Origin of the sequence: Ruminococcus hominis (genome assembly GCF_014287355.1) — a bacterium.
Classification (GTDB): domain Bacteria; phylum Bacillota; class Clostridia; order Lachnospirales; family Lachnospiraceae; genus Schaedlerella; species Schaedlerella hominis.
Genome location: NZ_JACOPE010000001.1, coordinates 1,637,111 through 1,650,538, shown reverse-complemented (window position 1 = coordinate 1,650,538; position 13,428 = coordinate 1,637,111). Strand labels below are relative to the sequence as shown.

The following is a 13,428-nucleotide window of genomic DNA, read 5'->3' as shown; positions in this document are numbered from 1 at the left end:
TAATAAATTTTTATTTCTATAAAAAAATGATAAACAGTGTTGACAAACGGAAATCAAGGTGCTATCTTATTACTTGTAAGGTGTTAGCACTCAAATAAGTGGAGTGCTAATAGCGAAGAGAGAGGAGGTTTTAAGAAGATGGATATAGAATTAACAGATAGACAACATATTATACTTAAAGCAATTATCCAGAATTATCTTGAAACCGGAGAGCCGGTAGGTTCAAGAACTCTTTCGAAATCAACCGACTTGAATTTAAGTTCAGCAACAATTCGAAACGAGATGGCAGATTTAGAGGATATGGGATATATTTTCCAACCACATACTTCTGCCGGAAGAATTCCTTCGGATAAAGGATATCGGTTATATGTAGATATGTTGATGGCCGATAAGGAACAAGAATTATCAGATTTGAAAAATGTTGTTTTAGAAAAATCTGATAAGGTTGATAAAGTATTAAAACAAGCAGCGAGAGTACTTGCAAATAATACAAATTATGCAACCATGATTTCTGCTCCGATCAACCATAAGAATACATTGAAATTCATTCAATTATCACAGGTGGATCCAGAACAGATTGTTGCAGTTATTGTAATGACGGGAAATGTAATCAAAAACAAGATTATCGAAGTTGATGAAGAGTTAGGCAATGAGACGATGCTAAAGTTGAATATGCTTCTGAACACTTCCCTCAATGGCATGTCTATTGAGGAAATTAACCTTGGGCTGATCGCCAGATTAAAAGATCAGGCAGGTATTCACAGTAAAGTAATCAGCGATGTGCTGGATGCTGTTGCAGATATTATTCATGTAGAAGATGATATGGAAATTTATACATGTGGTGCGACAAATATTTTTAAGTATCCGGAATTAAGCGATAAACAGAGTGCACAGGAAATAATAAGTGCCTTTGAGGAAAAACAACAGCTTGCAGAACTGGTTACAGAAACTCTTTCAAATGAAGAGAATACAGGAATACAGGTTTATATTGGCGATGAAACTCCAGTCAAGACAATGAAAGATTGCAGTGTTGTAACAGCTACTTATGAGCTAGGTGAAGGAATGCGTGGAACAATCGGTATTATTGGTCCGAAGCGTATGGATTATGAACATGTAATGAAAACATTGCAGACATTGAAGAATGAACTGGACACTTTAAATCGTAGAGATTTAAGCGAACGGGATATAGAATAAAATTGGTGGAGGAAAAAATGAGTCAGGAAGATATGGTAAAAGAAGCAGTAGAAGAGGCAAAAGCAAAAGCCACACAAACTGTTGAGGAAGAATCTGAAGAGGTAACAGAAGAGGCTGTTGAAGCTGATGGATCCGAAGAAGAAATTTTAGAAGATGAAGCATTAGAAGAGACAGAAAAATCTGAGAAAAAATTATTTGGTAAAAAGAACAAGAAAGACAAGAAAGACGAAAAAATTGAAGAATTAACAGATCGTCTCACTCGTCAAATGGCTGAGTTTGATAACTTCCGCAAGCGTACAGATAAAGAGAAAAAACAGATGTACGAAATAGGAGCGAAAGATATCATAGATAAAATTCTTCCAGTCGTGGACAATTTTGAACGCGGACTGGCAGCTGTGCCAGAGGAAGAAAAATCACATCCTTTCATGGAAGGGATGGATAAAATTTACAAACAGTTAATGACAACGCTCGGTGAAGCAGGCGTAAAACCAATCGAGGCTGTTGGTCAGGAATTCAATCCTGATTTTCACAATGCAGTTATGCACGTAGAAGATGAGGAAGTCGGCGAGAATATCGTCGTGGAAGAGTTCCAGAAGGGTTACACATATCGTGACAGTGTTGTAAGACACAGCATGGTAAAAGTGGCAAATTAGAAGTAGTAAATCAGTAAATTTAGAATGATAAATTAGGAGGACAAATATCATGGGAAAAATTATTGGTATTGACTTAGGTACAACAAACAGTTGTGTTGCCGTAATGGAAGGTGGTCAGCCAACTGTTATCGCAAATACAGAGGGAGCAAGAACAACACCTTCTGTTGTTGCATTTACAAAAACAGGAGAACGTCTTGTTGGTGAACCTGCAAAACGTCAGGCTGTAACAAATGCAGACAAAACTATCTCTTCAATCAAACGAGAGATGGGTACAGATTACAAAGTAACAATTGATGACAAAAAGTATTCTCCACAGGAGATTTCTGCAATGATTCTTCAGAAACTGAAAGCTGATGCAGAAGGATATCTTGGAGAAAAAGTAACAGAGGCTGTTATCACAGTACCTGCTTACTTTAACGATGCTCAGCGTCAGGCTACAAAAGATGCCGGTAAAATTGCAGGACTTGATGTTAAACGTATTATCAACGAGCCTACAGCAGCAGCACTTGCTTATGGTCTTGATAACGAAAAAGAGCAGAAAATCATGGTATACGATTTAGGTGGTGGTACATTCGATGTATCTATCATCGAGATTGGTGATGGAGTTATTGAAGTATTATCTACAGCCGGAAATAACAGACTTGGTGGAGATGATTTCGACCAGAAGATTACAGACTATATGCTTGCTGATTTTAAAGCAAAAGAAGGGGTAGACTTATCTACAGATAAGATGGCACTTCAGAGATTAAGAGAAGCAGCAGAGAAGGCAAAAAAAGAGCTTTCTTCAGCTACAACAACAAATATTAACCTTCCTTTTATTACAGCAACAGCAGAAGGTCCAAAACATTTTGATATGAATCTTACAAGAGCTAAATTTGACGAACTAACTCGTGATTTAGTTGAAAAAACAGCTGAACCTGTACGTCGTGCACTTTCCGATGCAGGAATCACAGCTTCTGAATTAGGTCAGGTTCTTCTTGTAGGTGGATCTACTCGTATTCCAGCAGTACAGGAAGAAGTAAAACGTCTGACAGGTAAAGAGCCAAGCAAATCTCTGAACCCAGATGAATGTGTAGCACTTGGTGCTTCTGTTCAGGGAGGTAAGCTTGCAGGAGATGCTGGCGCAGGAGATATCCTTCTTCTTGATGTAACTCCATTGTCATTGTCAATCGAAACAATGGGTGGTGTTGCTACAAGATTGATTGAGCGTAATACAACAATTCCAACAAAGAAGAGTCAGATTTTCTCTACAGCAGCAGACAATCAGACAGCCGTAGATATCAACGTTGTACAGGGTGAAAGACAGTTCGCAAGAGATAATAAATCACTCGGACAGTTCCGACTGGATGGAATTCCTCCGGCTCCACGTGGAATCCCACAGATTGAAGTTACATTCGATATTGATGCAAATGGTATTGTTAATGTATCTGCAAAAGATCTTGGAACTGGAAAAGAACAGCATATTACAATTACAGCAGGCTCTAATATGTCAGATGCTGATATCGATAAAGCTGTAAAAGAAGCAGCTGAGTTTGAAGCACAGGATAAGAAACGTAAAGAAGCTATCGACACAAGAAATGAAGCTGATTCTATGGTATTCCAGACAGAAAAAGCGATTAAAGAAGTCGGAGACAAATTAGATGCAACTGATAAAGCAGCTGTAGAAGCTGATTGTCAGGCATTGAAAGATTTGCTTGCTAAATCTACTCCAGAAGAGACTACAGATGAGCAGGTAGCAGAAATTAAAGCTGCAAAAGATAAATTGATGGAAAGCGCTCAGAAGCTCTTTACAAAGATGTATGAACAGACAGCTGGTCAGGCAGGTCCACAGGCAGGCCCTACACCAGAAGCAGGTCCGGCTCCTGAAGGATTCCAGGGTGACGATGTTGTAGATGGAGATTATAAAGAAGTTTAATAAAATGTATGACACATTTAAATAAACACATTGTGTTACTGTTTACAGATTTTGTAGACAGTAACACTTTATCTACGAAACCGGTCAAATGGTTTCGTAGATTTTCACGTTGCAATTTGTTGTAGTTTGTGGTAGATTGTAAACGTTTATGTAACTTAGTAAGAGAAATGAAAGGTAGTATAGATTATGGCGGAATCAAAAAGAGATTACTACGAAGTGCTTGGCGTAAGCAAAGATGCAGATGATGCAGCAATCAAAAAAGCATATCGTGTTCTGGCAAAAAAATATCATCCAGATATGAATCCTGGAGATGCTGAAGCTGAAAAGAAATTTAAAGAAGCTTCTGAGGCGTATGCCGTCCTCAGTGATGCAGATAAACGTCGTCAATATGATCAGTTTGGTCATGCAGCATTTGAAGGCGGTGCAGGTGGAGCCGGCGGTGGATTTGGTGGCTTTGATTTTAATGGAGCTGATTTTGGAGATATCTTTGGAGATATCTTTGGAGATATTTTCGGTGGTGGCAGAAGAGGTGGTCGTGCCTCAAACAGTCCAATGAAAGGTGCAAATATCCGCAAGAGCATTCGAATTACTTTTGAAGAGGCAATTTCCGGCTGTGAAAAAGAATTGGAATTAGTATTAAAGGATCCTTGTACTACATGTAACGGAACCGGTGCAAAACCTGGAACATCTCCGGAAACATGTCCAAAATGTGGCGGTAAAGGTCAGGTTGTCTATTCGTCACAATCATTTTTTGGAACTGTGCAGAATGTGCAGACATGTCCAAATTGTAATGGAACGGGTAAAATTATTAAAGAAAAATGTTCTTCATGTCTTGGAACAGGATATACATCAAGCAAGAAAAAAATCCGAGTTACGATTCCTGCCGGTATCGACAATGGTCAAAGTGTGCGAATTCGTGAAAAAGGCGAACCAGGTGTAAATGGTGGTCCTAGAGGAGATTTACTTGTGGAAGTAAATGTATCTCGCCATCCTATTTTCCAGAGACAAGATATGCATATTTTCTCAACAGTTCCTATTTCATTTGCTCAGGCTGCTTTAGGAGCAGATATTCGCGTTCCTACTGTAGATGGTGATGTTATTTATACAGTAAAACCTGGAACGAAAACAGATACTAAGGTTCGTTTAAAAGGAAAAGGCGTTCCTTCTTTACGAAATGCTCAGGTACGAGGTGATCATTATGTAACATTAGTGATTCAGACTCCTGAAAAACTTAGTGCTGAAGCAAAAGAAGCTTTGCGAAAATTCGATATGCTTTCCGGTAATACTTTAAAACAAGAGTCTGCAAATACGGATGCTACAGACAAGAATAAAGGGAAAAGCAAGAAAAAATTCATGGACAAAGTGAAAGAGGCCTTTGAGGAATAGAGGAGACAAGTAATGACATTAGAAGAATGTTACACATCATGTGGCGGTGATTATCAGGATGTGTTAAGAAGATTGCAGAGTGAAAACTTGATACGAAGATTTTTAGGCAAGTTTTTAGATGACAAAAGTTATGAGCAGTTACATGAAAATTTGAATAATCAGAATTATTCCGAAGCCTTTCGTGCTGCACATACTTTGAAGGGTGTATGTCAGAATTTAGGACTCGGATATTTAAGTGAATCAAGTATTGCTGTAACAGAAGCTCTTCGTGATGGAAAGCAGGATGTTACGGCTGAAATGTTGAAGAAATTAGATGAGGATTACAAGGTAACAATTTTGGCAATTCAGTCATTATAAAGTGATTTCAATGATAAAAACCATTGTTAGATTTAATGCTACCAGTGGTTTTTTTATGCTCGTTGTGATATAATAAGGCAGATTATAAACCAACAGACGAGAGGAGATCAAGCATGGAATTTTGGGATATTTATAATGAAAAGAAAGAAAAAACTGGTCAGACAATGAAAAGAAATGACTGGAATATGAAGCCAGATGAATTTCATTTAACCGTACTTGGAGTATTGCAAAGATCGGATGGAAGATATCTGATCACTCGTCGTCGTATGGATAAAGAATGGGCCGCAGGATGGTGGGAGGTTCCAGGCGGTGGAGTGAACGCAGGAGAGGAATCCAAGGATGCTATAATAAGAGAAATTAAGGAAGAAACCGGTATTGATGTTTCCAGCGCAGATGGTGGTTACGCTTTTTCTTATAAGCGCATCAACCCAGAAGAGAAAAATAATTATTTCGTAGATATTTATAAATTTATTTTAGATTTTGACGATAAAGATATAAAAGTTCAAGATAAAGAAGTGTCAGAATTTTCAATTGCAACAATTGATGAAGTAAAACAATATGCAAAACAAGGAATCTTTCTTCATTATGACAGTATACGTCAAATATTTGAAGATTAAGATACAATGGCTTTATGCCATATATATTTTTAAGAAAGTGTAGGTATATGATATGTCAGAAGAGACAAAGGCGCAGGGATGTTCAGAAGAGTCATGTGCTACTTGTGCACATGCAGATGGGTGCAGCAGTAAAAAAACTGATATGAGAGAACCGGCAAATCCATATTCAAGTGTGAAGCGTGTAATCGGTGTTGTTAGTGGAAAAGGCGGGGTTGGAAAATCTTTTGTAACAGCCTCGCTTGCACGTATGATGAGAGAAAAAGGCTATAATGTCGGTATCTTAGATGCTGATATTACAGGACCATCCATCCCAAAAATGTATGGTATTCATGGGCAGGCTAAAGGAAGCGAAGAGGGAATCTTCCCGGCACTTGCAAAAGACGGAACTCGGATTATGTCTGTTAATCTTTTATTAGATGACGAAGAAGCTCCTGTTATTTGGAGGGGACCAATTATTGCAGGTGTTGTAAAACAGTTTTGGACAGATGTAATCTGGGATGATATTGATTATTTATTTGTAGATATGCCACCTGGAACAGGTGATGTTCCATTGACTGTATTTCAGTCATTCCCAGTTGACGGAATCGTAATTGTAACATCTCCACAGGACTTAGTTCAGATGATCGTAAAGAAAGCTTATGGTATGGCAAAACAAATGAACATACCAGTATTAGGTATTGTGGAAAATTATAGTTATGTTAAATGTCCGGATTGTGGTAAGGAAATCAAAATATTTGGAGAAAGTCATATAGATGAGATTGCAGAATCATATGGTGTACCAGTATTAGGAAAAATGCCAATTGATACAAAAATGGCTGAAGCTGTTGAAGAAGAGCGTTTCTATGATATAACAAATCCGTATATAAAAGATATTGAACTTTAATTTTATTTACCAATCATTATAAAAAGCATGGATTATTTCGATAAAGTTATAATCTATGCTTTTTTATTTCGATCAAAAATATTTTTAGGACTTGCAATATACCATATGGGGGTATATAATCTTTGTAGAGATGTAAAGGAGATGATATATATGGATGAAAAAAACGAATGCTGTTGCCATAAGACAAAAGAGCGTAGTGAAAAAGAATATAAAGATTTAATCAATCGACTAAGTAGAATAGAAGGTCAGATTCGTGGAATTAAAAGAATGGTAGAAGAGGATGCGTATTGTCCGGATATATTAATTCAGGTATCTGCGGCAAATGCAGCACTTAACAGCTTTAATAAAGTACTCCTTTCGAATCATATTCGTACTTGTGTAGCAGATGATATACGTGCAGGTAAAGATGAAACGATAAATGAACTGGTAAATACATTACAGAAATTGATGAAATGATTGAACAATGGATTTACAACAACGAGAGGTGAAAAGGTATGGAACAATATAATATTACAGGAATGAGTTGTGCTGCCTGCAGTTCCAGAGTAGAGAAAGCAGTGTCTGCGGTTCCGGGTGTTACCAATTGTTCAGTAAGTTTACTTACAAATTCAATGGGTGTAGAAGGTACAGCATCCGCTGAAAAGATAATTTCAGCAGTAGAAAATGCAGGATATGGGGCATCAAAAAAAGGAAGTGAAAAGGGGAAACATACTGTTGATAATGCAGACGACATTTTAAAAGACAGAGATACCCCAAAGCTACGGCAACGTCTTATTATATCCCTTTGTTTTTTAATTCCGCTCATGTACCTTTCTATGGGACACATGATGTGGAACTGGCCGCTTCCAACATGGCTTAATGGAAATCACATCGCAATGGGACTGATACAATTATTACTTACTATTGCAATTATGGTAATCAATCAAAAATTCTTTATCAGTGGTTTTAAAGGATTACTTCACAGAGCACCAAATATGGATACACTTGTCGCATTGGGATCCGGAGCATCTTTTGCGTATAGTACATTTGCATTATTTGCAATGACAGATGCACAAATCCGTATGGATATGGATGCAGTAATGTCATGGATGCATGAATTTTATTTTGAATCTGCAGCCATGATTTTAACATTAATTACTGTAGGAAAGATGCTAGAATCACATTCGAAAGGAAAAACAACAGATGCATTAAAAAGCCTTATGAAGCTCGCTCCTCAAAAGGCAGTTATTTTAGTTGATGGTGCAGAGCAGGAAGTATCCATTGATCAGGTAAAAAAAGGCGATATATTTGTTGTTCGTCCCGGAGAAAATATACCTGTAGATGGTATAATAATCAGTGGAAGTAGTGCAGTGAATGAATCAACTTTAACAGGAGAAAGCATCCCTGTAGACAAAGAAAAAGGAGATGCAATATCTGCTGCAACATTAAATCAATCTGGTTTTATTACCTGTGAAGCAACAAGAGTCGGTGAAGATACAACGCTTTCTCAGATTATACAGATGGTTAGCGATGCGGCAGCCACGAAAGCTCCAATTGCTAAGATTGCTGATAAAGTATCTGGGATTTTTGTTCCAACAGTAATTAGCATTGCTATTATAACCACAATAATCTGGCTGTTTGCCGGACAAGATATCGGCTTTGCTTTAGCAAGAGGAATATCCGTTCTTGTAATTAGTTGTCCTTGCGCTCTTGGCCTTGCGACTCCGGTTGCTATTATGGTAGGAAATGGAATCGGAGCAAAAAATGGAATCATGTTTAAAACGGCGGTTTCTTTGGAAGAAACCGGGAAAATTAACATAATTGCGTTGGATAAAACGGGAACCATTACATGTGGAGAACCACACGTAACTGATATCATCACTGCTGATGGCATATCAGAAACCGAATTATTAGAAAAGGCAGCTGCACTGGAAGCAAAAAGTGAACACCCCCTTGCAAATGCAATATTATCAGCAAGCAAAGAATATAGTATTCCGATTCAAAATGTAGAAGATTTCGAAGCTGTTCCAGGCAATGGATTAACAGCAAAATTAAACGGAAAACTCGTATCAGGCGGAAATGAAAAATTCATCAATTCTCATGCAATTATTTCTACAGACATAAAACGAAAGGCACAGACATTTGCAGAAGAAGGAAAAACACCTTTGTTTTTCTGCAGTGACAATCAATTTATTGGCATAATAGCTGTTGCAGATGTAATAAAGGAAGATAGTCCTCAAGCAGTAAAAGAATTGCAGAATATGGGGATTGAAGTTGTTATGTTGACTGGCGATAATGAACGAACAGCAAAGGCAATCGGAAAACAGGCAGGAGTCAACCGTGTTATAGCAGATGTATTTCCAAACGAAAAAGAAGCAGTCATCCGCAAATTAAAACAACACGGAAAAGTCGCTATGGTAGGAGATGGAATTAATGACGCACCGGCATTGACACGAGCAGATGTTGGTATTGCAATTGGTGCAGGAACAGATATTGCTATTGATGCAGCGGATGTGGTATTGATGAAGAGTAAGCTGACAGACGTACCTGCTGCAATTCGAATGAGTAAGGCGACACTTCAAAATATTCATGAAAATCTATTTTGGGCATTCATTTATAATATAATTGGAATTCCATTAGCGGCAGGTTTATGGTATCCTGTTTTTGGGTGGAAATTAAATCCGATGTTTGGTGCAGCCGCTATGAGCTTATCAAGCTTTTGTGTGGTAACAAATGCGTTGCGACTAAATTTTGTAAATATTTACGATGCAAGAAAAGATAAAAAAAAGAAACAAAAAAATAAAATAATAAAGGAGAAAAAAGAAATGAAGAAAACAATGAAAATCGAAGGAATGATGTGCGGACACTGCGAAGCAGCTGTAAAGAAAGCATTAGAGGCACTGGATGGGGTTGAGATGGCTGAGGTAAGTCATGAATCGGGAACTGCAATTGTTACTTTATCCGCAGATGTTTCAGATGAAATTTTAACAAAAGCAGTAGAAGATAAAGATTATAAAGTACTTTCTGTTGCGTAGATTGTAAAAAAGATACTCAAATCAAATTCCTGTTCTATTCGGAAATTGATTTGAGTATCTTTTATATAACAGGAAAGCTCCCATTATAAAAATTTGCCTATCGAGCGATATGGCGTTTTAAAGCCTCAAAGCTTTCGGTGCTGATAACATGTTCCATACGGCATGCGTCTTCAGCAGCAACTTCCGGAGAAACACCCAGTCGTTCCAGCCATGAAGAGAGCAATAAATGTCGCTCGTAAATTTTGTTTGCAACTTCCTTTCCGGTTTCTGTGAGATAAATATAGCCTTGTGGAGTTACTGTAATATGTTCGCTTTCACGTAATTTTTTCATTGCGACACTGACACTTGATTTCTTGAAGTTTAACTCATTTGCTATATCTACAGAACGTACCACAGGAAGAGTTTTGCTAAGTACGAGAATTGTCTCTAAATAATTTTCAGCAGATTCATTTGAATGTATCATAATAACTCACCTCTGATTTTTATAATATACAGTAATTATAGCATGAATTAGTGGGAATTGTAAACAGTACTTGACATATTACAATAGTTAGAGTATGCTAACCTTATAAAGAAATAAAAAATATTTTTTTAATATAAGATTATTAGGAGGGTATAGCTATGGGAACAGCAATTGTAGGTCTTATTTTATTATGTGTTGTTATTGCAATTATTAAGAGTATGATAAAAGATAAAAAGAATGGAAAATCAATTCAATGTGGAGGCGATTGTAAATATTGCGGTGGGCACTGCAATCATAAACATGAATAAAGAAAAAGATACTCATATTAGTACACACTGTACAAATATGGGTATCTCTTTTTAGGGCTATGCCTATAACTGAATGTTTTTAAATAAATCACCGAGACTGGTTCCGATTTCTTCTGCTTCTGGAATTTCTACATTTTCCTCCACTTCTTCCTCTTCAATCTCTTCTAAAGCCTTCTTACTTAAACTAATTTTTCCATCTTTAATGCCAATTACTTTCACTTCGATTTCATCGCCAATACTGAGGACATCTGAAGGCTGCTTGATTCTCTTTTGTGATATCTGAGAAATGTGAACTAATCCGGACAAACCATTTTCTAATTTAACAAAAGCTCCATAATTCTGAAGTGTCTCTACAACACCTTTCATAACAGATCCTATTTGCACAGAAGCCAGTTGTGCTTCACGTTCCTCTTTCTCTTTTGCTTTAAGCAGTTCACGGGCAGAAAGAACAAGACGATTATTTGCCTGATCAACATCAATCACCTGAACATCAATGTCTTTTAATAAAAATGTTTCCAAATCTTCAATATAAGATAAAGAAAGTCTTGATGCAGGAACAAATCCACGAAGTCCCTCTATCATAACGATAACGCCACCATTAACAATTCCTTCTACTTTTACATGAAGTACGGTTTTATTTTCCAAATAATTATAAACACGATTCCATGGATTGGCATCATCAAAATGCTCTTCGTAATCAGCCATTGTTTCTTCTGTTTGCACTTCATTTACTTTCATTTCTTCACTCATTGTAGCACCTCTTTTTTCTTTAAATTCGCAATAAATACGATTAGATTATCTTAAGTATATCATATTTATAAAAGAAAATACAATCTCTGTGAATAAGCTATTTCAATTATTACAACTTCTTTGTAACGGATTGTACCTAATGAAAAACATCTCTCAGATTTATGTCTTCCGGTTGTTGTAGTAAAAAAATCGTGATAGAATATGAATAAAAGAACGTAAAAACTGGAGGAATTTTATGTCACAAGAAGTGAATGAAAACAAAATCTATGTCGTAGGGCATAAAAACCCGGATACAGATTCTATTTGTTCTGCAATTGCATATGCAGCATTAAAAAAAGAATTGACAGGAAAGCATTATGTTGCAAGAAGAGCAGGACGTTTAAACGAAGAAACACAATATGTATTAGAATATTTTGGAGTTGAAGTTCCTAAGTTGCTTTCTGATCTGCGTGTACAGGTAAGAGATGTAGATTTAAGACGAGCTGAGAATTTAAATGGTTCAGTATCTATAAAAACAGCCTGGGCACAAATGAAAGAACTGAATATCAAAACCCTTCCTATTGGCCGTAATAATAAACTCGAAGGCTTGATCACAGTAGGAGATATTGCCAGATCTTATATGGATGTATATGATAGTAATATTCTTGCAAGATCAAAGACACAATATCGGAATATTGCATCAACGATAGATGGCAAGATTATTTCCGGAAATGAACACAGTTATGTATCAAAGGGAAAAGTCGCTATCGCAGCATCAAGTCGCCAGTTGATGTCAGATTTTGTTGATGAAGATGATTTGGTAATCCTTGGAGATCGTATCGAAGCACAGCAGCTTGCTATTGATATCAATGTAAGCTGTATGGTGGTCTGTGGTGATGCCAGAATTCCAAATGAAATTCTCAAACAGGCTAAAGAAAAAGAAATTGTTGTAATCGCATCCCCTCATGATACATTTACTGTTGCACGTTTAATCAATCAAAGTATTCCTGTTCGCCAGTTTATGACAAAAGATGAATTGATTACTTTTTATCCAAAAGATTATGTGGATGATGTAAAAGAAGTTATGGCACGTAAAAAATATCGTGATTTCCCTGTCGTAGATATAAATGGAGATTTTCAAGGATTTATTTCTCGTAGACGATTGTTAAATTGCCGTAAAAAACAGGTGATCCTCGTCGATCACAATGAGGAAAGCCAGGCTGTCGATGGAATTGAGCAGGCTGATGTATTGGAGATTATCGATCATCACAGATTAAACAGTATTCAGACAATCGGTCCTGTTGTTTTCCGTAATCAGCCGGTAGGATGTACTGCAACCATAATTTATCAGATGTACCAAGAATATAATAAACCTGTGAATCCTGTAATTGCCGGATTACTTTGTTCTGCAATTATTTCTGATACTTTATTATTCCGTTCTCCAACTTGTACTTTATTAGATGAAGATGCGGCAAAAGAACTTGCAGAGGTTGCCGGCATTAACATGGAAGAGCTTGCTCAGGCAATGTTTAAGGCGGGAAGCAATCTTCAGGGCAAAAGTGCAGAAGAAATTTGTTTCCTTGATTTCAAACAGTTTACAGTAAATGACACTGTATTTGGCGTTGGTCAGGTGAACTCTATGAGTGCTAAAGAGCTGACGGAGATTAAAACACAAATTGAATCCGAATTAGATAAAATCAGGCAAAATCATCGCCTGGATATGATTTTCTTCATGCTTACCAATATTATGACAGAATCATCAGAATTGCTGTGTGTGGGTCCAGAAGCGAGAGAGAAGGCAATCAGTGCTTTTGACTTAAACGGAAAATCAGATACATTATATTTAAAAGGGGTTGTGTCAAGAAAGAAACAACTCGTACCTGCAATTGTTGAGGCATTGCAACAGTAA

Annotated in this window: 13 protein-coding genes; 11 read left to right on the top strand and 2 right to left on the bottom strand. The window is 37.0% G+C overall.

Annotation, left to right across the window (positions count from 1 at the left end):
• The first annotated feature begins 138 nt into the window (after positions 1-138).
• The 9 genes from hrcA (at position 139) to H8S40_RS07305 (ending at position 10,019) form a co-directional block, all read left to right on the top strand.
• On the top strand, positions 139-1,194 hold the full coding sequence (gene hrcA, locus H8S40_RS07345; protein ID WP_118723618.1) for a heat-inducible transcriptional repressor HrcA: 1,056 nt from the start codon (positions 139-141) through the stop codon (positions 1,192-1,194).
• Between the two features lie 17 nt (positions 1,195-1,211).
• Positions 1,212-1,847, top strand: coding sequence for a nucleotide exchange factor GrpE (gene grpE / locus H8S40_RS07340; RefSeq protein WP_118723619.1), 636 nt, complete (start codon positions 1,212-1,214; stop codon positions 1,845-1,847).
• Between the two features lie 49 nt (positions 1,848-1,896).
• Positions 1,897-3,762, top strand: a complete 1,866-nt coding sequence (gene dnaK / locus H8S40_RS07335) for a molecular chaperone DnaK (RefSeq protein ID WP_022075988.1) — start codon at positions 1,897-1,899, stop codon at positions 3,760-3,762.
• Positions 3,763-3,948: 186 nt separating this feature from the next.
• Positions 3,949-5,148 (top strand): molecular chaperone DnaJ, encoded by a 1,200-nt coding sequence (dnaJ, locus tag H8S40_RS07330; RefSeq protein ID WP_022075989.1) that lies wholly within the window; start codon positions 3,949-3,951, stop codon positions 5,146-5,148.
• A 12-nt stretch (positions 5,149-5,160) separates the two neighbouring features.
• The gene (locus tag H8S40_RS07325) at positions 5,161-5,505 is read left to right on the top strand and encodes an Hpt domain-containing protein (RefSeq protein ID WP_186864939.1); all 345 of its coding nucleotides are present in this window, start codon (positions 5,161-5,163) and stop codon (positions 5,503-5,505) included.
• Positions 5,506-5,618: 113 nt separating this feature from the next.
• Entirely contained in the window at positions 5,619-6,122 is a 504-nt protein-coding gene (locus tag H8S40_RS07320) for an NUDIX hydrolase (RefSeq protein WP_186864938.1), read from the top strand.
• Positions 6,123-6,174: 52 nt separating this feature from the next.
• Complete coding sequence (locus H8S40_RS07315) at positions 6,175-7,005, top strand: Mrp/NBP35 family ATP-binding protein (protein WP_118723621.1); 831 nt, start codon at positions 6,175-6,177, stop codon at positions 7,003-7,005.
• 150 nt (positions 7,006-7,155) lie between these two features.
• Entirely contained in the window at positions 7,156-7,461 is a 306-nt protein-coding gene (locus H8S40_RS07310) for a metal-sensing transcriptional repressor (RefSeq protein WP_022075993.1), read from the top strand.
• Positions 7,462-7,499: 38 nt separating this feature from the next.
• Positions 7,500-10,019 (top strand): heavy metal translocating P-type ATPase, encoded by a 2,520-nt coding sequence (locus H8S40_RS07305; RefSeq protein WP_118723622.1) that lies wholly within the window; start codon positions 7,500-7,502, stop codon positions 10,017-10,019.
• A gap of 97 nt (positions 10,020-10,116) precedes the next feature.
• Here the strand turns inward: H8S40_RS07305 and H8S40_RS07300 are convergent, their stop codons facing one another.
• Positions 10,117-10,482, bottom strand: coding sequence for a metal-dependent transcriptional regulator (locus H8S40_RS07300; RefSeq protein ID WP_022075995.1), 366 nt, complete (start codon positions 10,480-10,482; stop codon positions 10,117-10,119).
• Positions 10,483-10,640: 158 nt separating this feature from the next.
• Between H8S40_RS07300 and H8S40_RS07295 the strand changes: the two genes are divergently transcribed.
• Positions 10,641-10,790, top strand: coding sequence for a FeoB-associated Cys-rich membrane protein (locus H8S40_RS07295; protein WP_022075996.1), 150 nt, complete (start codon positions 10,641-10,643; stop codon positions 10,788-10,790).
• Positions 10,791-10,853: 63 nt separating this feature from the next.
• Here H8S40_RS07295 and H8S40_RS07290 read toward each other — a convergent pair whose 3' ends face one another.
• A complete protein-coding gene (locus tag H8S40_RS07290) occupies positions 10,854-11,540 on the bottom strand; it encodes a S1 RNA-binding domain-containing protein (protein ID WP_022075997.1) in 687 nt (228 codons plus the stop codon).
• Positions 11,541-11,775: 235 nt separating this feature from the next.
• Between H8S40_RS07290 and H8S40_RS07285 the strand changes: the two genes are divergently transcribed.
• Positions 11,776-13,428, top strand: coding sequence for a putative manganese-dependent inorganic diphosphatase (locus tag H8S40_RS07285; RefSeq protein WP_186864937.1), 1,653 nt, complete (start codon positions 11,776-11,778; stop codon positions 13,426-13,428).